Genomic DNA, 23,565 nt, shown 5'->3' with positions numbered 1-23,565 from the left:
TCCCCCCCGAACGACGGCCGGCAATGATTCCGGCGCGGTGCCGACCTTCCCCCTGACCGCGCGGAGCGCCTGTGGTGGACGCCCGACTGGACTGTACTGTGTTGCGCCAGAGAGCGTGCCGTACGGGGGGAGATCGATGGCAGCGCAACCGACCACGCGATGGCAGGTCAGTGGATACCGTTTCCTGGCACGACGCATGGATCATGCGTTGGTGCGGGGCGACGTACGAATGATCCACGATCCCATGCGTTCCCAGTTCCGGGCGTTCGTCGTCGGAGCCGTCGTCGCGTGTGTCGTGCTGGGAGGCTGTGCCGCCCTTGCCCTGTTCCGCCCCCAGGACCGGATCGGTGATGCTTCCGTCGTCGTCGGACGCGACTCCGGTGCGCTCTACGTCGCGATCGGCACGACCTTCCATCCCGTCCTGAATCTCGCGTCGGCCCGGCTGATCCTCGGATCGCCCACCGAACCGGCGGTCGTAGCCGACGAGGAACTGACGACACGACCACGCGGACCGCTGGTGGGGATCCCGGGTGCGCCGTCCTCCCTGGTCCATGATGCAGAGGAGGTGCCGTGGACGGTGTGCGACGTCGCCGACCCGAACGGTCTGCAGTCCTCGACCACCGCCGTGCTCGCCGGCACACCCGACCACCGGGCAGGCTCGGTGCTCGCCGACGACGAAGCGCTCCTCGTGGCCGCGGACGGCAGATACCACTTGCTCTACGAGGGCAGACGCGCCGAAATCGACCCGAACGACCGGTCGCTCGTGCGCCTGCTGGGCATCGACGTCTCCCGTGCGCGCCCCGCGAGTCCCGGACTGCTCGCCGCCGTGCCGGAATCGCCGAAGCTGGCGGCACCCCACATCACCGGCGCCGGAGGTGTCCCGGGCATGTCGATCCCGGGTGTGCGAGTCGGGTCGGTCGTCGCGGTGTCCGAACCGGACGGGCAGAGTTTCCACGTAGTGCTCGAGAACGGTGTGCAGGAGGTCTCGCGGGCCACCGCACATCTCATCCACTTCTCGGATTCGCAAGGAGCACCCGAGATTCCGGTGATTCCACCCGACGTCCTCGCAGCCGCGCCGGTCGTGCACGAACTGCCGGTCGACACCTTTCCCGAGGTCGTCCCGCGCATCGTCGATCCGGGGGAGAGGCCTGTGGCGTGCTCCACCTGGCAGCCCGGCACAGGCGAGAACGACCGGCACCGCTCGACTCTGCGGTTGTCCGCGGGGACGGCCCTGCCCACCGGCAAGGACGCCGTGCCGGTGGTCCCGGCCCAGGCGGACGATGCCGGACCGCAGGTCGACGCGATCCACATCCCGCCGGGCCGCGGCAGATACGTGCAGACCACCTCGCTGACCTCGGACACCGACCGTCTCGGTTCGTTGTTCTACGTCGCCGACACCGGCGTGCGGTACGGCATCACCGATGCGGACGCCGCTGCGGCACTCGGCTTCACGGATCCACCCGCCCGGGTCCCGTGGCCCATCCTGCAGTTGCTCGCTCCGGGACCCGCGCTCGGCCGGGAACAGGCGCTGCTCGCACACGACGGTGTCGCCGCCGACCCGGAGGCGGTCCCCGTCGGGGCGGGCAACTGATTCAGGTCCGTGATCGGGCGAGTCGTCGTGCCGGTGCAGTGAGGACGAGAACGAGGGCGGTCGCGGCGATCACGGCCGCAGCCGAGATCAGTGCGATGGTGCGCGGCCGGTGATCCGGTACCGGGGGAGGAGTCGGCTCGGCGACGGCAACCGCCGGCATCGGCTCCGCGCGCCCGGCCGGCAGCGGCGCGGTGACGGCGGCGAGCGGGTCGACGACCCCGTGGCCCACCTGAGGATTCCATCCTTCCGCGGGGGAGTGGGCGGTGCTCTCGATGCGCGTCATCACCTCTCGGGCGGACAACTGCGGGTACCGCGAGCGCACCAGCGCGACCGTCGCCGCGACGAGCGGCGCCGCGAAACTCGTCCCGGACACCGGTCTGCCGCCCTGGGGGCCGGGGATCAGGTCGGCCAGACCGTCGGTGCCGGGATTGAGTGAGACGAGCCCGCTCCCGGGAGCGGCGACGTCGACCCACGGCCCGGGCAGACTGTACCCGGCCGGTGTGCCGTCGTCCTCGACCGCGCCGACGGTGAGGACGTACTCGTCGTACCAGGCCGGTGATGCCAGGGTGACGACCGAATCCCACGGATCCGCACCGGGATCGGCCGGATCCGCCGAGCGCGGATTGCCTTCGCGGCAGGTGTCGGTGTTGCCGGCCGCCGCGACGACGACCGCGTCGTGTACATCCGTCGCGTACTGCACTGCCGCTCCCAGCGGACCGTCGACGAGGCCTTCGGCGACCGTCCGGCAGGCGACCTCGGAGATGTTGACGACGGTGGCGCCGAGATCCACCGCCTGCCGGACGGCCGCCGCGAGGGTCCGTACGTCGCCGTATCCGGAGGCGTTGCGCGCGGCATCGTCGTCCGATCGGGAGCGGTCGGAGAAATGGCCGCTCGACTGGCGGATGGCGATGATCCCCACGTCGGGTGCGCCACCGGCGAAACCCGATCCGGGTGTCGGCCGCGCCGCGATCAGGCCGGCGACGAGGGTGCCGTGCGCGTCGCAGTCCTCGGTGCCGTCACCCGTGGACACGTAGTCGCCACCCGGCCTCGGGGCCGGCAACCGCGGATGCGGATGGACCCCGGTGTCGATGACGGCGACCACCTGCCCCGCTCCCCGGGTGATCGGCCACACGGACGCGAAGTCGAGGATGCGTTGTGCCCGAGGGATCTGCGGTCCGTCGGGAGCATCCGGCAGTTCTGCGCACAGCACCCGCATCTCGGTGGCCTCGGGAGGCGCAGGCGTCGCGCCGGCGGGCAGTTGCGCCGGATCGGGTACCGGGGGCGCGGCGGTCGCGAGACCCGGAGTAGTGGTCGCTATCAGGGCGGCGAGGGCCAGGACCGCGAACCGGTGTGACAGCCGCACCGTCACAGTCCGCGGATCGCTGCGTACACACCGGCGACCCAGCAGGCCAACGGCACGACGGTGGCGATGGTCGCGTACTCCGCGATCTCGGCGATCCGGCGTTGTACCGGGGTGAACGTCCGTCGCGGCGCGACCACACCGAAGAGGAAACCGGCACACGCGAGACCCGTAGCGGATGCGAACACCGCCCACGGCGGCAACGCTCCGCTCGCTGCCGCACCGACGAGCAGCCCGAGCAGCAGTACCGCGCCACCGGCCACGAGGGGAGCCGCCTGCGCGGTCGCGGTGTAGGTGCGGCCTCGGAAGACCAGGACCACGGCCGACGCCACGGCCAGTGCTACCGCGGGCACGGACACGTCTCCGTCCAACGGGAACGCGGCGCACCACGCTCCGCCCGCCGTGAGTAGGACGACGGCGTGGACGATTCCGGTGAGCGCGCTCCGTGCTCGATTCGCACGGTGCTCGAGCTCCGCCTGTGACGGCAACCCGGACACGCTGCTCTCGGGGGTCTCCGGTTCGAGCGGAGCGCCCGGAGCAGGGACCGGGGGGATGGGGAGTTTCGCGAGCATCGCCGCGAGGCGTGGTGCCGTGCCGGCGAGCAGCAGCGCCACCACCACCGTTCCGGCTCCGAGGGCGCGCGCCTCGAGTTCGGTGGTCGACGCGAGGGTGGCCGTCACGACGACGCCCGCGGCGGTCGCGGCGACCGCCGTGCACGGTGCGAGGCCGATGCGGGTGGCACGCACGGCGAGCACTGCGACCGCACCGGTCAGTGCCGCGGCGAGGACGAGACGCGGCGCCGGCGATTCGCCGGGAACGAGCAGCGCCCCGGCCGTCGCTGCGAGCGGGAAGGCGCACCACAGCAGCGCGGTCGCGGTCCGTCGATCGTCGTGGAGCCGGGCGAGGATGCCTGCGGCGAGCAGCACCAGGAGAGGCAGCGCGGCGCACACGGCTCCGAGGGCGAGACGGCTCGCGCCGTCGGGCAGGAACAGCAACGGTACGCAGCCCGCGGCGAGGGCGACCGGACCCAGGACGGCCGCGATGAGACCCGACGGGCCCGCACCCCACGGCGTCGTGGTCCGGTCCGAGGCCGCGACGCTGTACATGACGTCGTCGAACAACGGTGGAGGAGCGGGGGATCCGGCGTCCTCCAGGACGAGGATCTCCCCGTCGCGGACGCCGTGCTCGTCGAGACTCAGCGCACCGGACAGCGGGGCCCGACCGATCCGGGCGAGCGCCCAGCCGTCGGGTTCCGTGCGTTCGGGTGTCGCGTCGAAGTCGTTGTCGGGCCGGTGGCCGGCGACGAGATTCACGATCCCCGGGAGCAGCAGCGCCACCGGAACGTCGAGGGGCAGTGCGAGATCGACCTCGGTGTGGCGGGCGAGCACGGTGATCCGGCACAGATCCGGGGCGCCCACCTGCCCCGGGGTCTCGGATCGCGCACGCACAGATGTCATCGGCCTCGGTTCCCCCCGTCACTGCAGTCCGAACGACGCAGACCATACGACATCGTCCCGACCGGTGTCGTGCCCGAGTTGTCCGTCGAGGGGCCGAGGGGCGAACAGGAGCACGGAAGGTCGCAGCCATGGGTTAGTCTTCCACGACCGTGGGGCCGTAGGGGGCGGCCGACGGCGTTCCGGGGGGTGACGAACGTGAGTACCGTGCGTTTCGTACGCAGAGCACGGCGGGAGGCACCGCGCGCTCCCAGCGGCGAGGTGAGTGTCCAACCGCCACCGGACATTCCCCGGGCCACGCCCGGCAATCTGGTGACCAGACTGCTCCCGCTCGTGATGGTCGCGGCGATGATCGGGATGGTCGCGCTGATGTTCACCACCGGCGCCGCACGCAGCCCCATGGCGATGATCTTCCCGCTCATGATGGTCGTGTCCCTGGTGGGCATGCTCGCCAACGGTGGTCGCAGCGGGGGAACGAAGACCGCCGAGGCGAACGAGGACCGCAAGGACTATCTGCGCTATCTCGACCAGCTCCGGCGCGAGGTCACCGAGACGGCGCACGAACAACGTCGGGCGCTCGAATGGTCGCATCCCGACCCGGCCCTGCTGTGGACCCTCGCCGGCACCGTCCGGATGTGGGAGCGGCGCAGCACCGATCCCGACTTCGGTCACCTCAGGGTGGGGCGCGGCGGGCAGCGACTCGCGACCCGACTCGTGCCTCCGGACACCGGGCCGGTCGAGGATCTCGAACCCGTCGCCGCCCTGTCGCTGCGCAGGTTCGTGCGCGCGCACTCGGTGGTGCAGGCGCTGCCCACGGCTGTGTCGCTGCGGGGTTTCGCGGCGATCGGCCTCGAGGGCGATCGCCGCGCGGCGCGCTCGCTCGCTCGGGGGATGCTCGCGCAGGCGTGCACCTTCCACGGTCCCGACACACTGCAGGTCGCCGTCGTGTGCGGGCCCGACACCGCTGCGGAATGGGAATGGATCAAGTGGCTGCCGCATGCGCAGAACCCGGTCCTGCGCGACGGTGCGGGCAGTGCACGCACGGTGTTCGGTTCGCTGTTCGAACTCGAGACCGATCTCGCGGCGGTCCTCGCCGGTCGCAGCAGATTCGTCCGGAACGCCCCGGCCACCGAGGGTGCCGTGCACCTCGTCGTGGTCGTCGACGGCGGGGTCACGGGATCGGGTTCGGGGGTGCTCGACGACGGTCTCGACGCAGTGACCGTGCTCGACCTCTCCGGTTACGCCACGCGGCTCAGCGCGACGCGCGGCCTGCGCCTGGTGGTCGAGGAAGGACGGGTCGGGGTCGCCACCGGCACCGACGTCGACATCTTCGCCGATGCCGACGGCATCGGGACTCCGCAGGCACAGACGTTGGCCAGACTGCTCGCGCCGTACCGGGTGACGAGCGGAGCGGTGGACGAGAGCGCCGGCGACGACCGGCCGTCGAGCTGGCAGGAGCTGCTGGGCCTCGGGGACGTGGCCCGCTTCGACCCCGCGCAGGTATGGGTGCCACGCCGCGGGCGCGACCGCCTGCGGGTACCGATCGGTGTCGGCATCGACGGTGCGCCTGTCGAACTCGACCTCAAGGAGGCCGCCGAGAACGGGATGGGACCGCACGGACTGTGCATCGGCGCAACCGGATCGGGAAAGAGCGAGTTCCTGCGGACGCTGGTCCTCGGTCTCGTGGCGACGCACCCGCCGGAGGCACTCAACCTGGTCCTCGTGGACTTCAAGGGCGGCGCGACCTTCCTCGGTCTGGACCGGATCTCGCACGTCGCGGCGGTGATCACCAACCTCGCCGACGAGATCGCGATGGTCGACCGCATGAAGGACGCCCTCGAAGGCGAGATGAACCGCCGCCAGGAACTGCTCCGGACCGCAGGCAACTTCGCCAACGTCGGCGACTACGAGAAGGCCAGGGCGGCAGGTGCACCGCTCGACCCGCTGCCCGCGCTGTTCATCGTGGTCGACGAGTTCTCCGAACTGCTCTCTCAACAGCCCGAATTCGCCGACCTCTTCGCGGCGATCGGACGCCTGGGCCGGTCGCTGCACATGCACCTGCTGCTCGCCAGCCAACGACTCGACGAGGGTCGCCTCCGCGGTCTCGACAGCCACTTGTCGTACCGCATCGGCCTGAAGACCTTCTCCGCAAACGAATCGCGGAGCGTTCTCGGCGTTCCCGACGCCTACCACCTGCCGTCGACACCCGGCGCCGGATATCTGCGGACCGATTCCGCCGACATCCAGCGGTTCTCCGCGGCGTACGTCTCGGGGCCGTACGAGCCCGGCCGCCCCACCCGGCGCACCCGATCGGCGGTGCCGGCCGGCACGTCCCGGCCCCGGCTCTTCACCGCGCGGGCGGTGCCGGTCGACGCCGGTCCGCCCGCCCCGGTCACGGAGCCGCTCCCGGTTCTTCCCGCGGGCGACGGCCGGAGCGTGCTCGAGGTGGTCGTCGACCGGATGCGGGGGCACGGAACACCGGCGCACGAGGTGTGGCTTCCTCCGCTCGACGACTCCCCGTCGCTCGACATGCTGCTGCCCAGGTCGGTGCTCACCGGCGACGTGCCGCGTCACGCAACCTTGCGCACCGTCGTCGGTGTCGTCGACCGGCCGTTCGAGCAACGCCGCGACCCGCTGGTGGTCGACCTGTCCGGGTCGGCCGGCAACGTCGTGGTGGTCGGCGGCCCGCAGTCCGGGAAGTCCACACTGCTGCGCAGCCTCGTCCTGTCGATGGCCCTCACGCACACCGCTGAGCAGGTGCAGTTCTACGGTCTCGATTTCGGTGGTGGCACGTTGTCCGGTCTGGCCGGCCTGCCGCACGTCGGTTCCGTCGCGGGGCGGCACGACACCGACCGGGTGCGCCGCACGGTCGCGGAGATGATGTCGCTGCTGCGTCGTCGCGAACGGTCCTTCGCCGAGAACGGCATCGAGTCCATAGCTCAGCTGCGGCGGATGCGCGCCGACGCGGTCGCACCGGCCACCGGCGATCCGTTCGGCGACGTCTTTCTCGTCGTCGACGGTTGGCCGAGCATCCGGCAGGACTTCGAGGCACTGGAACAGACGATCGGGATCCTCGCCGCCCAGGGTCTGTCCTACGGCATCCACGTGGTGCTCAGCGCCCCGCGCTGGGGTGACGTGAGGCCCGCCATGCGCGACCTGCTGGGTACGCGGCTCGAACTCCGCCTCGGCGACCCGTCCGACTCCGAGTACGGCCGAAAGAGAGCGGCGATGGTGCCGGAAGGGCGGCCGGGACGCGGTATCGACCGCGATGGCCTGCACATCCTGGGGGCGCTGCCGCGGGTGGACGGAAGCTCCGATCCGGCCGATCTCGCGGTCGGCGTCGCAGCGGCGGTCGAGGCTGTCCGTGCTGCCACGCCGGGGCGTTCGGCGCCACCGGTGCGCATGCTGCCCGAACGCATCGACCGGCCCGACCTTCTCACAGCTCTGCCCTCAGGGTGGCCGCCACCGGCCGACGCGTCCCCGGCGGCCCGGCTCTCCGTCCCGATCGGCATCGACGAATCCGAACTCGCGCCCGTATCGGTGGATTTCACCGACCATCCGCACCTGCTGATCTTCGGCGACTCGGAGTGCGGCAAGACCAATCTGCTGCGAGGGCTGTGCCGCGGACTGGTCGAAGCCGGCAGCGGTGCGCAGACCAGGATCATCGTCGGCGACTACCGCCGCACGCTGCTCGGTGTCGTGGGCGGCGACCATCTCGGGGGATACGCTGCGTCGGCAACGGTCCTCGCAGCCATGGTCCGCGAACTCGCCGGCATCTTCGAGCGCCGGCTGCCGGGCCCCGGCACGACGCAACAACAGCTGCGCGATCGATCGTGGTGGACCGGACCCGAAGTGTTCGTGGTGATCGACGACTACGACATGGTCGCCACCTCTGGCCAGAATCCGCTGCTGCCGTTGCTCGACTATCTCCCGCAGGGACGCGACATCGGCCTGCACCTGGTGGTCGCACGTCGCTCGGGTGGTGCCGGACGCGCGATGTACGAACCGATCCTCGGGCGTCTGCGGGAGTTGTCGACTCCGGGTCTGATCATGAGCGGTAGCCGCGACGAGGGAGCGCTCGTCGGCGCGGTCCGTCCGTCGCCGGTGCCGCCGGGCCGCGGCACACTCGTACGACGCGACGGCACGGCGCTCGTCCAGACCGCGTGGGCGCCGGAGGTGTGATGGCGCTCCGGGACGAGACGGTCGTCGCGGTCGCGTTCACGCTGACACCTGGATCCGTCCACATCGGATGGTCCGGAACCACGCGCAGCGTGCCCGCTCTCGCCGCGGATCTCGGCGACCGACGGGTCTACGGAGCGGCAGCGGAGGAACCGTCGGAGCCGGCCGGCGTCGCAGGACTCATGGATGTCACGGAACTCGTGGATGCGGCCGCGGTCGAAGGGGAAACCGAACTCGGAGAACTGCTGAGCGGGCTCGTCTCCTACGCCGCAGCGACCGTGGGCGCACCGGACATCGGCGGGGTGGCGTGCGCGATACACCCGACCTGGTGGAACGAGCGGCGCCGCGATCTCTTCCGGACCGCCGTGCGGCAGGTCGCAGGCGATACGATCCTGCTTCCGGCCGCGGTGGCCGCCGCGCGCGCCGCCGATCCTGCGCCGCACGAGCGGTGTGCGGTGCTCGAATTCGCCGCCGGGGGAGTCACCGCCGTGAGCATCGCTCCGCCGGGGCCCGACGGGCCGACCGTCGAACGACTCGCACGCGATCCGGGTCTGTCGGTGCACTCCCCGGACGCCGCGATGCGACTCGAGAACCTGCTGACCTCGGTGTGCGGCGGGGCTGGGCCGGAGGTCGTGGTGGTGACCGGCGGCCCGGGCGAACCGTCCGGTGTCGAATTCTTCTCTCTCGCAGTTGATTTCGTGGGTTCGGGTCGGCGGGTCCTGCCCGTCGCGGCCTCGGAGATGCTCAGCGCCGTGACCGGCCCTCCGGCGCCACCGGCAGGAACCGGAGGGACCGCGAGAGCCGCGGCCATCGCTCCGACGACCGACGGACCCGACAGGACACTGCCGTGGCTCAGCGAGGTGCGCGCACGCCCGGATCCCCCTCGTGGCGGGCGGGCCGGCACGGTGCCCGCGCTGGTCGTCGCCGGGGCGGTGATTCCGTTCCTGCTCGCCGCTGCGATCTTCCTGTGGCCGCTTCTCACCGGAGAAGGTGGAGACGCGGAGGTCCCGGCTCCGCCGGAAGTCGTTGCTGCAGAGGAGCCGCCGACCGACGCTCGTGAGCCCGAGTCGGCCGCCGACGCCGGTCCCTCCCCGTCGACGCGGATCGACGCCGGTCCGCTGCACCTCGACCTGCCGGAGGGCTGGCGCGTCCGCGACCCCGCGACCGTGCCCGAGGGGCGCGCGGAACTGATACCGGTCGGCGGAACCGATCGCCGGATCCTGGTCGTGTACCGCGATCTTCCCGACGGGATCGACGAGCGCTCGGTCGCCTCCGCGTTGGCGGAGCGGGCCGCCGAACGTGCACCTGTTGTCCGCGACCTCGACACCGACACGACCTTCGCCGACCGCAAGGTCGTGGCGTACACCGAAGTTCCCGACGACTACTCGGTGGTGCGGTGGTCGGTCCTGGTCTTCCCCGGACTTCAGGTCTCCGTGGGATGCCAGTACCTCGAGGGGGAATGGACCCGTATCCGGAGTGAATGCGAGCAGGCCGTCCACACCCTCCGGGGCGGGTGAGAAAAGTAGGTCCACGAATTTCGGAAGGCGCGGAACCGATACCGGATCGGGTGCGTCCAACCAGATGTAGGAGCCAGGACCGGCTCGACACCGAGCCGGATGATCCACGCACGAGCGAAGGAGTACGCCGTTGACCCAACCGACCGGCAATTCGAATCACCTCACCACCGATGTAGCGACGATGGAGGTCGTCGCGGGACAACTCCAGGACTCCCGCGCCGAACTCGACGCGATCCTCGGTCGTCTGACGGGCGTGGTGCAGTCCGCGCCGTCGGTCTGGCGGAGCCGCTCGGCGGAACAGTTCGCCGGAATCATGGAGCGCTGGAACGTCAACCACACCAAGCTGTCGAACGCCCTGGACGAACTGGCAGAAGCCGTGCGCACCAGTGGACGGTCGTACGCCGCTGCCGAGGACCAGCAGGCCCAGTCCTTGTCGGCGATCGACCCCGATGGCGGTTCGGTGCTCAACGGGTCGTTCAACTGATCGCCGGTCGCTCCGGCACACAGCCCTCCGGCACACATTCGAGAACAAGGAGAACGATCCGTGTCCGAGATCTATCAGAACTTCGCCGGCGTCGCCGACCTGCACGCCCAGCTCGTGTCCGGTCAGAAGGCGATCGAGGCGACGCTCGACCGCATCGAGGGGCAGGTGGCGCCCCTCATCGCCACCTGGGACAGTGGGGCGCAGGAGCGCTACGCCGCCACGCAGGCTCGCTGGAACGAGGCCGAGGCCGGCCTCATCCAGGTGCTGCACGACATCGGTCGGGTGGTCTCGACCGGTAACGACAACATGCAGGAGGTCGAGCGACTGAACCAGCAGCGCTTCCCGGGCTGATCCGGGTCTGCCGGATCCGGACCGATCCGGCGCTGTCACGTCCCGGTGGTGGAGAGGCCGCCGGGACGTGCTGCTGCTTCCGGGGTGCTCCAGCGGAGGGTGCGCAAGGGCAGGGCTGCTGCGGCGCTTTGACCGGCCCGGCGTCCGCCCGGTAGAGTGTCCCCTCGGCGTGTCGCACGTCGTCGTGCCCTGTGGTGCGACGAACACCTCTCCCGGGTCCCAACTGGCCGCCGGGCGTGGCAACCGTCGGCATGCAGGCCAGCAGCGAAACGATAGACGAGGAAGATCTGTGTCTACGTACACACCGAAGGCCGGCGACGTGACCCATCAGTGGCACGTCATCGACGCCACCGACGTGGTGCTCGGCCGCCTCGCGGTGCAGGCGGCAAACCTGCTCCGCGGCAAGCACAAGCCCACATTCGCGCCGCACGTCGACGGTGGTGACTTCGTCGTCATCATCAACGCCGACAAGGTTGCCGTCTCCGGCAACAAGCGGACCGACAAGTTCCTCTACAGCCACTCCGGTCACCCGGGCGGTCTGCGGGCTCGTTCCGTCGGCGAGGTTCTCGAGAAGAACCCCGACCGTCTCGTGGAGAAGGCCGTCACCGGCATGCTCCCGAAGAACAAGCTCGGTCGCGCCATCGCGAAGAAGCTGAAGGTCTACGCGGGCCCGAACCACCCCCACGCCGCGCAGCAGCCGGTGCCGTTCGAGATCAAGCAGGTGGCACAGTGACGACGCCCGAGGAACAGAACGTGAACCCCGAAGAGTACGTCGAGAACGTCGAGGTCGCTGCAGACGAGTACGTCGAGGACGTCGTCGAGGCACCTGCTGCCCCGATCGTGTTCGACCGTCCGGTCCAGACCGTCGGTCGCCGTAAGGAGGCTGTCGTCCGCGTCCGCCTCGTGCCCGGCACCGGCAACTTCACCCTCAACGGCCGCACCATCGAGGACTACTTCCCGAACAAGGTGCACCAGCAGCTCGTGAAGTCGCCCCTGGTGACGGTCGAGCGCACCGAGTCGTTCGACATCCACGCACGCCTGCACGGCGGCGGTCCGTCCGGCCAGGCCGGCGCGCTGCGTCTCGCCATCGCGCGTGCACTCACCGAGGTCACCCCCGAGGATCGCCCCGCGCTCAAGCGTGCCGGCTTCCTCACGCGTGACCCGCGTGCCGTCGAGCGCAAGAAGTACGGCCTGAAGAAGGCCCGTAAGGCATCGCAGTACTCCAAGCGCTGATGTGCCGCCGACGCTGATTTCGTCAGAGTCGGCACCTGTTCCATCACGAGAGCAGGCGTCGGTAGACATCTCCTACCGGCGCCTGCTTTCGTGCATTCTGTCCTCTATCGACACCCGCGGCGGGGGCCGCACACGACTGGGAGGCTGTGTACATGGGTCGGTTGTTCGGCACCGACGGAGTCCGGGGCTTGGCCAACGCCGAGCTCACATTGGAGCTGGCAGTACGCCTGGCAGGCGCTGCGGCAGCGGTCCTGGCCCCGCAGGGTGCCGAGCGGCGACCGGTCGCGGTCGTGGGTCGAGATCCACGCGCGAGCGGGGAGATGCTCGAGGCGGCCGTCACGGCCGGACTCACCGCAGCCGGAGTCGACGTGGTGTCGGTGGGCGTACTGCCCACCCCAGCGGTCGCGTACCTCACGGGTGACTACGGCGCCGACCTCGGCGTGATGATCTCCGCGTCGCACAATCCGATGCCTGACAACGGCATCAAGATCTTCGCAGCCGGCGGGCACAAGCTCGACGACGAGGTCGAGGACCGGATCGAAGCGGTGCTGCACGGCGACGCCGAGAGCGCCGCACGCCCCACCGGCTCCGGTATCGGCCGGGTGCGCGTCGTGTCCGACGCCCTCGACCGCTATCTCGCGCATCTCGCGACGGCCGTGCACCAGCCGCTCACCGGTACGACCGTAGTGGTCGACTGCGCGCACGGCGCCGCCTCGCAGGCCGGCCCGGCCGCCTACGCGGCCGCAGGTGCCACGGTCATCGCGATCAACGCCGAACCCGACGGACTGAACATCAACGACGGCTGCGGATCCACGCACCTGTCCGTGCTGCAGCAGGCCGTGCTCGAGCACGGCGCCGACCTCGGTCTCGCGCACGACGGCGACGCCGACCGCTGCCTCGCCGTCGATGCGACCGGCACGGTGGTCGACGGTGACGCGATCATGGCGATCCTCGCTCTCGGCATGCACGAAGCCGGTGAACTTCCCGACGACACCCTCGTCGCCACGGTGATGAGCAATCTCGGTCTGCATCTCGCGATGCGCGCGGCGGGGATCCAGGTGCGCACCGTCGGCGTGGGCGACCGCTACGTGCTCGAGGAGCTCCGCCGCGGTGGCTACGGCCTCGGCGGTGAGCAGTCCGGCCACATCGTCCTGCCCGCGCACGGTACGACCGGCGACGGCGTGCTCACGGGCCTGCGCCTGATGGAGCGGATCGCCACGACGGGTCTGCCGCTCGCGAAGCTCGCCTCGGTGATGACATCGCTTCCGCAGGTCCTCGTGAACGTGCGGGTCCACGACAAGGTCGCCGTCGCGAGCGATCCTGCGGTGGCGGACGCGGTCGCGGAGGCCGAGCGCGAACTCGGTGAGACCGGCCGGGTGCTGCTGCGTCCGTCGGGCACCGAGCAGCTCGTACGCGTCATGGTCGAAGCCGCCGACGACGATCACGCCCGGGCGGTCGCCGACCGTCTCGCGGGAGTCGTCGCCGCCGTCTGACCTGCGCGGTCCCTGCCCTTCGCTGCCGGTTTCCGCTCGCAGTCACGCTGCGGTGGAACCGGATCGTCCTGCGCTGCGTCCTAACCCTTCGAGAGGGTTCGGTGGGTGAAGGGCGGACATGGACACACAGCACAGCACGATCCAGGTCGACGGCGACGCGGTGCGAGCCGTCGCGGCACGACTCGAGGAGGTCGCCGAGGACGCCGACGACGAGATCCGTCGTGGCTTCGGCGGTCTCGTCTTCGACGGCTCCGGTGCCGGATCGACGCACCGGTCGGCCGGCGTTCGCGTCGAGACCGGATATCGCAGGATGCGTGCGACGTGTGAGAGCTGGGCGGCGACCGTGCAGGCGCACGCCGACGCATTGCGCGCGGCGGCAGACAGATACCGGCACCAGGACGACGCGACCGGCATCGCCCTCACCGCTGTGACCGGTGCCGAACTCGACAGCGTCGGGTTCGGCGACGCAGGGACCCGGCAGCCGTGAGGACCCCTCCCGAGAGCGCAGGCGACATCCTCGACGCGGGAGCGCCCGGCCTGGCCCGTCTGACCGACCTCGTGCAGTCCCTGCACACTCTCGGGCTCGAGTCCGGCTGTTGCGTCGCGGACGTCCGGGCACGCTACGACGAGGAACGAACCCTCTCGTTGCCCGCCCTCGCCGACGACGCCGCCACGACGCGCTCGCTCGCGACCTCGCTCGGTCGTCGGACCGACGAACAGCGTCGCCTCCTGCAGCAACTCGACGAGTCGTGGGACGGATCCGCCGCCGACCGGGCTCGCGCCGAGCTGACGGCCACCGTCCGTTCCGGAGTGGCGCTGTGTGCGTCGCTGACCGATCTCGCGGTCGCGCTGGAATCGGCGGCCACCGCGATCGCCGCAGCGTTGCGTGAGAAGGCCCGCGTCGTCGGGGAACTCGCGGAAGGCACCGTCGACGGTCGCACGAGGGACGAGATCGACACGATCGTCGCCGGAGCGAGCGGTGGCCCGCACGGACCGAGCCCGGAGGAGCATGCCCGCTGGTTCGGTAACCCGCCCGGTGGCAACCTGGGCGACCCGCCCGGTGGCAACCTGGGCGACCCGCCCGGTGGCGACGTGGCCGACCCTGCCGCCGAGTGCCGGAGATGGATGGAGGAACGTCTGGTCCCGGCGGTCCGGGACGCCGTCGACGTGGTGCTCGGGGCATGTGAGGAGGCCGGCCGCCGGATCGCCGGCAGCGTCACCGACCTGGCGACGACCACCGAACGCGTCGCCGATGATGCCGGAGCGGCGGCCGCGGGCGTATCCGGTGCCGGGACGGTGGCTCCCGTCGTCGACGACGGGTCGATACAGCACGGACCGAGCGACCCGCCGAATCAAGGTGCACTGCTGACGGTTCCCGGGATCCGACCGGGCGAACGCAGACGCGAACATGCCTCCGGACCGATCGAGGACGACCGCCGGCAGGACGAGAACGACGAGGGCGATACGGGAGTCGTGCTCGCAGAAGCCGGGCCGCTGTGACGCGAACGACGGAACGGAGGTCCGTCAGCGCCCGAGGAGCAGGTTGACCTGCGTGCCGAGATCGCGATCGACGACGTCGGGGTCGGAGATCACCGTGGAGCCGGGCAGCTCCGTGGTGAGGTCGGAGAAGATCGCGTACGTCTTGTCGCCCGTGAGACGGTGCAGCAGGAAGCCGGTGAGCAGCGCACGAGTGCGTTCCTGGGTGCGACGCTCGGCACCACCGACGCCGAGCACTCCGAGCAGGCGGCGCCCCTCGACGAGTCCTTCGTCGTTCGCCTTCTCGACGACCCGCAGCTGCACGTCGTCGCTGCCCCAGCCCCGGGCGACCGCGACGGCGTCGCTGGTCATCGACCCGATGCTCTTCTCGCCGACGAGGACGAGGCCCGGTGCCCGCACGCGGCCCGCGGCTTCGGAGGCAGCGGGGGAGACGGGCGAGGGGTAGAGCGCGGCGACGGCCGCGACCTCACGCCTCGCTGCGGCGAGTACCGCCGCCCCGGCACCCGATCCGTGGCCCACCAGCGCGAGCTTCGACGGATGGACACTGATCCGCCCGGTACCGAGACGCACGCCGGTGCAGATGTCGAGGGTGGTGAGCAGGTCGGTCGACAAGCCGATCGCCGACGGCACCGGTCCGCGTTCGGTGTTGGGTGCGCCTACCACGATTCCCCAGGACGCGAGGTGCTCGAAGAGCTTCGAGTACTTCGTGACCCCGGTGAGCCAGCCGTGCCCGAACGCGATCGCGGGCAGGTCGAAGCCTTCCGCTGGGGTGTACACGACACCCGGCTGACCGGCGAGCGCCAGGTCGCCGCGCAGCACCGAGTGCGGGCCGCGCCGGGAGAGTTCCTGAGCCAGTTTCTTGGGGTTCGCCGCCACGGCCTGAACGTTAGCGGATGGCGCTGCCCGCCGGGGTCGGTGCGTACCGGACGGCGTGCCCCGATGCAGGTGTACGGGCTCACCGGTGTGTTGTTCCCGGGCGGGGGTCGACCAGTACCCTGCTAGGCATGTGCGGAATCGTGGGCTATGTCGGGCACCGTCGTGCTCTCGACGTCGTGGTGGAAGCGCTGCGGCGGATGGAGTACCGGGGTTACGACTCGGCGGGAATCGCCATCCTCGACGGCAAGGGTGGTCTGGCCGTCGAGCGGAAGGCGGGGCGGCTGGTCAATCTGGAGGCCGAGCTCGCCGAGATCGGCGAGGAGCACTTCGCCGGTACCGCGGGGATGGGGCATACCCGGTGGGCCACCCACGGTCGTCCCACCGACCGCAATGCGCATCCGCATCGCGACGCGACCGGCAAGGTCGCGGTGGTGCACAACGGCATCATCGAGAACTTCGCGCCGCTGCGTGAGGAGCTCGAGAAGTCGGGTGTGGAGCTGGCCAGCGACACCGACACCGAGGTCGCGGTGCATCTGGTGGCCCGCGCCTACGCCGAGGGTCCGACGGCGGGCAACTTCGTCGACAGCGCTCGCAGTGTGCTGCGCCGCCTGCAGGGTGCGTTCACACTGGTCTTCGCCCACGCCGATCATCCGGGCACGATCGTCGCGGCGCGCCGGTCGACGCCGCTGGTCGTCGGGGTCGGCGACGGTGAGATGTTCATCGCCTCGGACGTCGCGGCGTTCATCGAGTTCACCCGGGAGGCGGTCGAGCTCGGTCAGGACCAGGTCGTGGTGATCACGAACAACTCCTACGAGGTCACCGACTTCGACGGCAACACCGACGTGGCGACGCGGCCGTTCACCATCGACTGGGATCTTGCCGCCGCCGAGAAGGGCGGCCACGACTACTTCATGCTCAAGGAGATCGAGGAGCAGCCGTCCGCGGTCGCCGACACCCTGCGCGGTCACTTCGTCGACGGGTGCATCGTGCTCGACGAGCAGCGCCTGTCCGATCAGGAACTGCGCGACATCGACAAGGTGTTCGTCGTCGCCTGCGGCAGCTCGTACCACTCGGGCCTGGTCGCCAAGTACGCGATCGAGCACTGGACCCGCCTGCCCGTCGAGGTCGAGCTGGCCTCGGAGTTCCGCTACCGCGATCCGGTGCTCGACCGGTCCACGCTGGTCGTGGCGATCTCGCAGTCCGGGGAGACCGCCGACACCCTCGAAGCGGTCCGGCACGCCAAGGATCAGAAGGCGCGGGTGCTGGCGGTGTGCAACACCAACGGCGCGCAGATCCCGCGGGAGGCCGACGCGGTGCTCTACACCCGCACCGGCCCGGAGATCGGTGTGGCCTCGACGAAGGCGTTCCTGGCGCAGATGGCCGCGAACTACCTCGTGGGTCTGGCGCTGGCGCAGGCGCGCGGCACGAAGTATCCCGACGAGGTGGCCCGCGAGTACCAGGACCTGGCGGCGATGCCGGAGAAGATCGCCGAGCTGCTGACCGGCATGGAGCCGGTGCGGGCGCTGGCGCGGGAGCTGTCTGCCTCGCCGGCCGTGCTGTTCCTGGGTCGGCACGTGGGCTACCCGGTCGCGCTCGAGGGTGCGCTCAAGCTCAAGGAGCTGGCGTACATGCACGCCGAGGGTTTTGCGGCCGGTGAGCTCAAGCACGGCCCGATCGCGCTGATCGAGGACGGGCTGCCCGTCATCGTCGTGATGCCGTCGCCGAAGGGCCGCGCCGTGCTGCACAGCAAGCTGCTCAGCAACATCCGCGAGATCCAGGCCCGCGGGGCCGTCACCGTCGTCATCGCCGAGGAGGGCGACGAGACGGTCCGGCCGTTCGCCGATCACCTCGTCGAGATCCCGTCGTCGGCGTCGCTGCTGCAGCCGTTGTTGTCGACGGTGCCGTTGCAGGTCTTCGCCGCGGAGGTCGCGCAGGCCCGTGGTTACGACGTCGACAAGCCCCGCAACCTCGCCAAGTCGGTCACCGTCGAATAGCGACCCACCCGCCGGTGCAGGAGGGACGATGCGCAGTTTTCACCCGTCCGACGTGGTCCGCGCGGCGGAGGCGCCGCTGCTGGAGTCTCTCCCCGAGGGAACCCTCATGCGGCGCGCGGCCTACGGACTCGCGCGGGTCGTGGCTTCCGAACTGCGTGAACGCACCGGTGGGATCGCCGGTCGGCGGGTGAGCCTGCTCGTCGGGTCCGGCGACAACGGCGGCGACGCGCTGTGGGCGGGAACCTTCCTGCGCCGGCGGGGCGTGTCCGTCACTGCACTGCTGCTCGACCCCGACCGGGCGCACCCCGCGGGTCTGCGGGCACTGCGGAAGGCCGGCGGGCGGATCGTCCCGGCGACTCCAGAGCACCTCGGCGACCCGGACCTCGTGCTCGACGGCATCGTCGGCATCTCCGGGCGCGGCCCGCTGCGACCGGCGGCGGCCGCGCTCGTGGACGAGATCACCGCGCCGATCATCGCCGTCGACATCCCGAGCGGTGTCGACCCCGATACCGGTGCCGTCGACGGACCGGCGATCACGGCCGCGGTGACCGTCACCTTCGGCGCCTACAAGCCGGTCCATGCACTCGGCGCCACGCGCTGCGGTCGCGTCGAACTCGTCGACATCGGACTCACACTCCCGGAGGCCGGGCTGGTCGCGGCGGAACCGTCCGAGATCGGCGCGATCTGGCCGGTGCCCGGCGCCGAGGACGACAAGTACTCCCAGGGTGTGGTGGGTGTCCGTGCCGGCAGCGCCCGGTATCCGGGGGCGGGTGTGCTGTGCACGGGAGCGGCCGTCGCCGCGACCTCCGGCATGGTGCGCTACGCCGGGTCGGGTGCCTCCGAGGTGCTCGCGCGGTTCCCCGAGGTCGTCGTGTCGCCCTCGGTGGCCGAGACCGGGCGGGTGCAGGCCTGGGTCGTGGGGCCGGGTGCCGGTACCGACGATGAGGCCTGCGCGAACCTGCGCGACATCCTCGCCACCGACCTGCCGGTGCTCGTCGACGCCGACGGACTCACGCTCCTCGCCCGCGAACCCGGTCTCGTGCGGGGCCGGTCCGCGCACACCCTGCTCACCCCGCACGCCGGCGAGTTCGCACGCCTGACCGGGAACCGCCCCGAACCGGACCGGGTCGCGGCGGTACGTTCCCTCGCCGCCGACTGGGGAGTGCACGTGCTGCTCAAGGGGCGCGCGACGCTCGTGGCACGGCCCGACGGGCACGTCTTCGTCAACGATGCGGGCGGTTCGTGGGCGTCGACCGCGGGTGCCGGGGACGTGTTGGCCGGTGTCATCGGGTCGTTGCTCTCGTCGGGCATGCCGGTGGACCTGGCCGCGGCGGCCGGTGCTCGGGCCCACGCCCTCGCCGCGAACCTGGCCGCGCAGGACCCCGAGTCCCCTGGAGCGGCGCCGACCTCGGCGAGCGCGATCCTCTCGCGACTCGGCGACTCGATTCGTCTGCTGCGCACCCACATTGCCGAATCGTGACGTGGTACACGGGGACACGACGTCGGCGTCCGACGGCACAGTGGCAGGATCGACAGACGTGACCACGACCCAACGCACCCCGCGACCTGCACGTACCGTCCTTCCCCAAGCCGAAGCCCTCATCGATCTCGATGCCGTGGCGGAGAACGTACGAGCGCTCCGGGAGTACGCGGGTCCCGCTGCGGTCATGGCCGTCGTCAAAGCCGACGCCTACAACCACGGGGCCGTGCCGGTCGCGCGTGCCGCGCTCGCCGCAGGCGCCCGCGAACTGGGTGTGACGACGCTCGGCGAGGCCCTCGAACTCCGCGCCGCGGGTATCGAGGCTCCGATCCTGTCGTGGCTGCACACCGCCGACTCCGATTTCGCTCCCGCCGTCGAGGCCGGGATCGAACTGGGCGTGTCCTCGCCGCGGCATCTAGCGGCCGTCGTCGAGGCGGCGCGGCAGGTCGGGGTCACCGCGACCGTCACGGTCAAGGTCGACACCGGCCTCAACCGCAACGGTGTCGCCGTCGACGAGTGGGACGACATGGTGCGCGACCTGGGCCGGGCACAGGCCGAAGGTGTCGTGCGGCTGCGTGGAGCCTTTTCGCACCTCGCCCACGGCGACGAACCCGAGCATCCGGGCAACGCCGAGCAGCGCGACCGGCTGAGCGAGGCCGTCGCGGATCTGCGGCGGCACCATCTGGCTCCCGAAGTGGTGCACCTGTCGAATTCCGCGGCCACCGTCACCCGTCCCGACCTGCGATTCGACATGGTTCGGCCCGGAATTGCGATGTACGGGTTGACACCGATCCCGGAACTCGGCGACCTGGGCTTCCGGCCGGTGATGACCGTGCGGGCGAGGGTGGTGCTGGTGAAGAAGGTGAAGGCGGGAGACGGGGTGTCCTACGGGCACACCTGGACTGCTCCCGCGGATACGACGGTGGCGCTGCTGCCCATGGGATATGCGGACGGGATCCGCCGCAATCTCAGCGGGCGCATCGAGGTGCAGCTCGGCGGGCGCCGGTGCCCGCAGATCGGGCGCGTGTGCATGGATCAGGTCGTCGTCGACCTCGGCCCCGATGGGGCAGGAGTAAGCGAGGGCGACGAGGTGTTGTTCTTCGGTGACGGGCGTCACGGAGAGCCGAACGCCCAGGACTGGGCGGACAAGCTGGGCACGATCAACTACGAGATCGTGACCGGCATCGGCGGACGGACCGTCCGGACCTATGTCGGAGCGAAGGGAGCGTGACGTCATGTCCCTCGTGAACAGGATGGGACTCCTCGGTGCGAGCCTTGCGACGCTCGCATCGTCGGCGGGACTGTACGCGGTCAAGACCGCGGGCGCGCCCGCCCATGAGATCTATCAGAACGAGGACTTCGACGAGATCCTCCGGCTCCCGCGCCGCATCGTGACCACCGAGGACGGTGTCCCGCTCGTGGTCCGCGAGAGCGGCTCGGCCCTGGCTCGGCTCACCGTCGTGTTCGTCCACGGCTACTGCCTGCGCATGCAGGCCTGGCATATGCAGTACCGCCACCTGCGCGAACAGTGGGGGCGTGACGTGCGTGCCGTCTTCTACGACCAGCGTGGTCACGGCGAATCCGGTTTCTCCGGTGCCGCGACGTGCACCATCGCGCAGCTCGGCCGCGACCTGGGCCGGGTGATCGACGAAGTCGCGCCCACCGGTCCGGTGGTGGTGGTGGGCCACTCGATGGGCGGCATGACCGCGATCGCGCTCGCCTCCCAGCGGCCCGACCTGTTCGGTGAACGCATCGTGGGCGTCGGTCTGCTGGCGACCACCGCGGCAGGGCTCAGCAAGACCGGTATCGGACGCAATCTCGAGAACCCGGTGATCGACGCGTTCCGGTACGCGGCGCGTACCGCACCGGGATTCGTGCAGTTCGCGCGCGGCGCGGCCCGTGCCGTCGTGACGCCGATCCTGCGTGCGGCGTCCTACGGCACGGTCGTGAGCCCCCGCCTGGTGAAGTTGTCCGACCGGATGCTCGACGAGACGTCGGTGCTCACCATCGTCAACTTCCTCCGCACCCTCGAACTGCACGACGAGTCCGCGGCGCTTCCGGTCCTGGGCACCGTGCCCGTGCTGGTGCTGTCCGGCGACGCCGACATGGTCATCCCGTACGCGAGTTCCGAGGCGCTGGCGGAGCAACTGCCCGATGTCGAACTCAAGCGGGTACGTGGTGCCGGGCACCTCGTGCAGCTGGAGTTCCCCGAGGTGGTCGACCGTGCCCTCGATCGTCTGATCCAGCGGAGTTTCACGCAGGGAGTGAACGGAAGGCAGATCGCAATTGGGTGATTCGCAATCGAGTGGGCCGCAGGTGGGGGAGCAGACCATCGAACTGCCGACCGTGGAGGACACCGAGGCGTTCGGGTGCAGGCTTGCAGCCGGGCTGCGGGCCGGCGACCTCGTCGTGCTCGACGGGCCGCTCGGCGCGGGAAAGACGGCGCTGACCCGCGGAATCGCCGCCGGCCTCGGGGTGGAGGGACGCGTGACCTCCCCGACCTTCGTCATCGCCCGCGAACACCGTCCCGGTAGTCCGGAGGGACGCGAACCGGTCGGGCTCGTCCACGTCGACGCCTACCGTCTCGGCGACGGACCGAACGCCCTCGACGAACTCGACGCGCTCGACCTCGACACCGACCTGACCGACACCGTCGTGGTGGTCGAATGGGGCGGTGGCTTGGTCGAACAGCTCGCCGAACGGCATCTGAGGGTCCGGCTCCGGCGCGACCCGGGCACCGACGTCCGTCGTGCCTCGTGGGAATGGATCGGCTGAGCCACCGGCAGTCCGCATGCCGGTGGCTTCCGTCACTGCACACCGACCGGGCAGGTCGCGCGGGGTAGGCTGGTACATCGTGCTCGTGCTCGCTGTCGATACCGCCACCCCCGCCGTGACCTCGGGAGTCGTCCGTCTCGACCGCGGTCGGGACGATGCCCGACCCGAGACGGTCGCTGCGCGCGTGCTCGACAATCCGCGAGCGCACGCCGAAGTCCTCACTCCGCAGATCCTCGAATGCCTCGCCGAGGCCGGCGCTGCCCCCACCGATCTCGACGCGATCGTCGTCGGCATCGGACCCGGCCCGTTCACGGGTCTCCGCGTCGGCATGGCCACTGCTGCGGCCTTCGGTGATGCGCTCGGCATCCCCGTGCACGGGGTGTGCAGCCTCGACGCGATCGCCGCGGACGTCCACCGGGAACACGGTACGGACGACGATCTGCTCGTCGTCACCGACGCCCGTCGTCGCGAGATCTACTGGGCACGCTATTCCGGCGGCCGCCGCGTCGAAGGACCCGAGGTGCGCAAGCCCGCCGACGTGCCCGCCGAGCCGTCGGTGCGGGTGGCGGGCTCGTCGTCGCACGTCGCGCTGTTCGACCTTCCGGCGGTGGACGTGCAGACGCCGTCCCCGGCGGGCCTGGTGACAGTCGCGGCCGACGCCCTGCGCGCGGGCGCCGAACCGGAGCCGCTCGTGCCCCTGTACCTGCGCCGCCCCGACGCGGTGGAGACCGCGAACCGCCGAGCATGAACACCACACCCGAGGAGAATACGGCCGCAGAGAACGCGGTCGTCATCGACGCACTGCGCCCCGAGGATGCACCCCGCTGCGCCGAACTCGAACAGATCCTGTTCCCCGGCGACGACCCGTGGAGCGCCGACGCCTTCCGTTCGGAGCTGGCCTCGCCCCACAACCGCTACTTCGCGGCCCGCGACCCGCAGGGCCGGCTGATCGGTTACGCGGGACTCGCGCGACTCGGTACGGCCATCGAACCCGAATCCGAGGTGCACACCATCGGTGTGGACCCCGTGGCGCGCCGCCGGGGGATCGGCGGAGCCCTCCTGGGGGAGTTGCTGGCCGTCGCCGACCGCTGGGGAGGGCCAGTCTTCCTCGAGGTGCGCACCGACAACGACGCGGCGATCGCCCTGTACCGGCGCGAAGGCTTCGAGATCGTCGGAACCAGGAAGCGTTACTACCAGCCGAGCGGCGCGGACGCGTACACGATGCGTCGTCCGGATCCGCGAGAGGAGTCACCGGCGTGAGCACCACCAGCCCCCGATTCG

The 23,565-nt window shown here is 70.7% G+C and carries 20 protein-coding genes; 17 read left to right on the top strand and 3 right to left on the bottom strand.

From position 1 onward, the window contains the following. Nucleotides 1–136: 136 nt before the first annotated feature. Complete coding sequence (gene eccB / locus AC6CID_RS01175; protein WP_498353479.1) at nucleotides 137–1,591, top strand: type VII secretion protein EccB; 1,455 nt, start codon at nucleotides 137–139, stop codon at nucleotides 1,589–1,591. A 1-nt stretch (nucleotide 1,592) separates the two neighbouring features. Here the strand turns inward: eccB and mycP are convergent, their stop codons facing one another. Further along, nucleotides 1,593–2,960 (bottom strand): type VII secretion-associated serine protease mycosin, encoded by a 1,368-nt coding sequence (mycP, locus tag AC6CID_RS01170; protein ID WP_033096999.1) that lies wholly within the window; start codon nucleotides 2,958–2,960, stop codon nucleotides 1,593–1,595. Then, the gene (gene eccD, locus AC6CID_RS01165; RefSeq protein WP_228044602.1) at nucleotides 2,957–4,408 is read right to left on the bottom strand and encodes a type VII secretion integral membrane protein EccD; all 1,452 of its coding nucleotides are present in this window, start codon (nucleotides 4,406–4,408) and stop codon (nucleotides 2,957–2,959) included. Before eccD ends, mycP begins: the two co-directional genes overlap by 4 nt. Nucleotides 4,409–4,603: 195 nt before the next feature. On the opposite strand from eccD, the gene eccCa reads away from it, so the two are divergent. The 9 genes from eccCa (at nucleotide 4,604) to AC6CID_RS01120 (ending at nucleotide 15,162) form a co-directional block, all read left to right on the top strand. Continuing rightward, nucleotides 4,604–8,587: a type VII secretion protein EccCa gene (gene eccCa, locus AC6CID_RS01160; RefSeq protein ID WP_498353478.1), complete on the top strand. Its 3,984-nt coding sequence runs from the start codon at nucleotides 4,604–4,606 to the stop codon at nucleotides 8,585–8,587. Beyond that, nucleotides 8,587–10,101, top strand: coding sequence for a type VII secretion-associated protein (locus AC6CID_RS01155; protein ID WP_498353477.1), 1,515 nt, complete (start codon nucleotides 8,587–8,589; stop codon nucleotides 10,099–10,101). The genes eccCa and AC6CID_RS01155 overlap by 1 nt, the downstream gene beginning before the upstream one ends. 130 nt (nucleotides 10,102–10,231) lie before the next feature. Further along, the gene (locus tag AC6CID_RS01150) at nucleotides 10,232–10,585 is read left to right on the top strand and encodes a WXG100 family type VII secretion target (protein WP_019288588.1); all 354 of its coding nucleotides are present in this window, start codon (nucleotides 10,232–10,234) and stop codon (nucleotides 10,583–10,585) included. A 60-nt stretch (nucleotides 10,586–10,645) separates the two neighbouring features. Next, nucleotides 10,646–10,936 carry a WXG100 family type VII secretion target gene (locus AC6CID_RS01145; RefSeq protein ID WP_016690931.1) on the top strand — a complete coding sequence of 97 codons (291 nt, stop codon included), beginning with the start codon at nucleotides 10,646–10,648 and terminating at the stop codon, nucleotides 10,934–10,936. 289 nt (nucleotides 10,937–11,225) lie between these two features. Beyond that, the gene (rplM, locus tag AC6CID_RS01140; RefSeq protein WP_006550055.1) at nucleotides 11,226–11,669 is read left to right on the top strand and encodes a 50S ribosomal protein L13; all 444 of its coding nucleotides are present in this window, start codon (nucleotides 11,226–11,228) and stop codon (nucleotides 11,667–11,669) included. Next, entirely contained in the window at nucleotides 11,666–12,169 is a 504-nt protein-coding gene (gene rpsI, locus AC6CID_RS01135) for a 30S ribosomal protein S9 (RefSeq protein ID WP_006550056.1), read from the top strand. The genes rplM and rpsI overlap by 4 nt, the downstream gene beginning before the upstream one ends. 152 nt (nucleotides 12,170–12,321) lie before the next feature. Then, entirely contained in the window at nucleotides 12,322–13,662 is a 1,341-nt protein-coding gene (gene glmM, locus AC6CID_RS01130) for a phosphoglucosamine mutase (RefSeq protein WP_193902430.1), read from the top strand. Nucleotides 13,663–13,780: 118 nt separating this feature from the next. Then, the gene (locus AC6CID_RS01125; RefSeq protein ID WP_064852618.1) at nucleotides 13,781–14,149 is read left to right on the top strand and encodes a hypothetical protein; all 369 of its coding nucleotides are present in this window, start codon (nucleotides 13,781–13,783) and stop codon (nucleotides 14,147–14,149) included. Further along, nucleotides 14,146–15,162: a WXG100 family type VII secretion target gene (locus AC6CID_RS01120; protein ID WP_498353476.1), complete on the top strand. Its 1,017-nt coding sequence runs from the start codon at nucleotides 14,146–14,148 to the stop codon at nucleotides 15,160–15,162. Before AC6CID_RS01125 ends, AC6CID_RS01120 begins: the two co-directional genes overlap by 4 nt. Nucleotides 15,163–15,186: 24 nt before the next feature. On the opposite strand, the gene AC6CID_RS01115 is transcribed toward AC6CID_RS01120, so the two are convergent. Continuing rightward, nucleotides 15,187–16,035 carry an alpha/beta hydrolase family protein gene (locus AC6CID_RS01115; protein ID WP_255025864.1) on the bottom strand — a complete coding sequence of 283 codons (849 nt, stop codon included), beginning with the start codon at nucleotides 16,033–16,035 and terminating at the stop codon, nucleotides 15,187–15,189. Between the two features lie 128 nt (nucleotides 16,036–16,163). Between AC6CID_RS01115 and glmS the strand changes: the two genes are divergently transcribed. The 7 genes from glmS to rimI all read left to right on the top strand — a co-directional run bounded on the left by glmS (nucleotide 16,164) and on the right by rimI (nucleotide 23,544). Beyond that, the gene (gene glmS, locus AC6CID_RS01110) at nucleotides 16,164–18,029 is read left to right on the top strand and encodes a glutamine--fructose-6-phosphate transaminase (isomerizing) (protein ID WP_498353475.1); all 1,866 of its coding nucleotides are present in this window, start codon (nucleotides 16,164–16,166) and stop codon (nucleotides 18,027–18,029) included. Between the two features lie 28 nt (nucleotides 18,030–18,057). Next, nucleotides 18,058–19,509, top strand: coding sequence for a bifunctional ADP-dependent NAD(P)H-hydrate dehydratase/NAD(P)H-hydrate epimerase (locus tag AC6CID_RS01105; protein ID WP_006550062.1), 1,452 nt, complete (start codon nucleotides 18,058–18,060; stop codon nucleotides 19,507–19,509). 58 nt (nucleotides 19,510–19,567) lie between these two features. Next, entirely contained in the window at nucleotides 19,568–20,740 is a 1,173-nt protein-coding gene (alr, locus tag AC6CID_RS01100) for an alanine racemase (RefSeq protein WP_039584927.1), read from the top strand. Between the two features lie 4 nt (nucleotides 20,741–20,744). Next, the gene (locus tag AC6CID_RS01095; RefSeq protein WP_006550064.1) at nucleotides 20,745–21,803 is read left to right on the top strand and encodes an alpha/beta fold hydrolase; all 1,059 of its coding nucleotides are present in this window, start codon (nucleotides 20,745–20,747) and stop codon (nucleotides 21,801–21,803) included. 22 nt (nucleotides 21,804–21,825) lie between these two features. Further along, nucleotides 21,826–22,284 (top strand): tRNA (adenosine(37)-N6)-threonylcarbamoyltransferase complex ATPase subunit type 1 TsaE, encoded by a 459-nt coding sequence (tsaE, locus tag AC6CID_RS01090; RefSeq protein ID WP_498353474.1) that lies wholly within the window; start codon nucleotides 21,826–21,828, stop codon nucleotides 22,282–22,284. Between the two features lie 79 nt (nucleotides 22,285–22,363). Beyond that, nucleotides 22,364–23,032 carry a tRNA (adenosine(37)-N6)-threonylcarbamoyltransferase complex dimerization subunit type 1 TsaB gene (tsaB, locus tag AC6CID_RS01085; protein WP_006550066.1) on the top strand — a complete coding sequence of 223 codons (669 nt, stop codon included), beginning with the start codon at nucleotides 22,364–22,366 and terminating at the stop codon, nucleotides 23,030–23,032. Then, nucleotides 23,029–23,544 (top strand): ribosomal protein S18-alanine N-acetyltransferase, encoded by a 516-nt coding sequence (gene rimI / locus AC6CID_RS01080; protein ID WP_231414027.1) that lies wholly within the window; start codon nucleotides 23,029–23,031, stop codon nucleotides 23,542–23,544. Before tsaB ends, rimI begins: the two co-directional genes overlap by 4 nt. Nucleotides 23,545–23,565: the final 21 nt, after the last annotated feature.

Source organism: Rhodococcus sp. GQ147 (assembly GCF_059759155.1).
The sequence above is the reverse complement of the archived record's forward strand: the minus strand, read 5'-3'. Positions and strand labels throughout refer to the sequence as shown.

Excerpts from the sequence above, each read along its gene's own strand:
- AC6CID_RS01125 (WP_064852618.1), top strand. The coding sequence starts at position 13,781 with ATGGACACACAGCACAGCACGATCCAGGTCGACGGCGACGCGGTGCGA.
- AC6CID_RS01105 (WP_006550062.1), top strand. The coding sequence starts at position 18,058 with ATGCGCAGTTTTCACCCGTCCGACGTGGTCCGCGCGGCGGAGGCGCCG.
- AC6CID_RS01095 (WP_006550064.1), top strand. The coding sequence starts at position 20,745 with ATGTCCCTCGTGAACAGGATGGGACTCCTCGGTGCGAGCCTTGCGACG.
- rimI (WP_231414027.1), top strand. The coding sequence starts at position 23,029 with ATGAACACCACACCCGAGGAGAATACGGCCGCAGAGAACGCGGTCGTC.
- AC6CID_RS01155 (WP_498353477.1), top strand. The coding sequence starts at position 8,587 with ATGGCGCTCCGGGACGAGACGGTCGTCGCGGTCGCGTTCACGCTGACA.
- glmS (WP_498353475.1), top strand. The coding sequence starts at position 16,164 with ATGTGCGGAATCGTGGGCTATGTCGGGCACCGTCGTGCTCTCGACGTC.
- glmM (WP_193902430.1), top strand. The coding sequence starts at position 12,322 with ATGGGTCGGTTGTTCGGCACCGACGGAGTCCGGGGCTTGGCCAACGCC.
- eccB (WP_498353479.1), top strand. The coding sequence starts at position 137 with ATGGCAGCGCAACCGACCACGCGATGGCAGGTCAGTGGATACCGTTTC.
- eccD (WP_228044602.1), bottom strand. The coding sequence starts at position 4,408 with ATGACATCTGTGCGTGCGCGATCCGAGACCCCGGGGCAGGTGGGCGCC.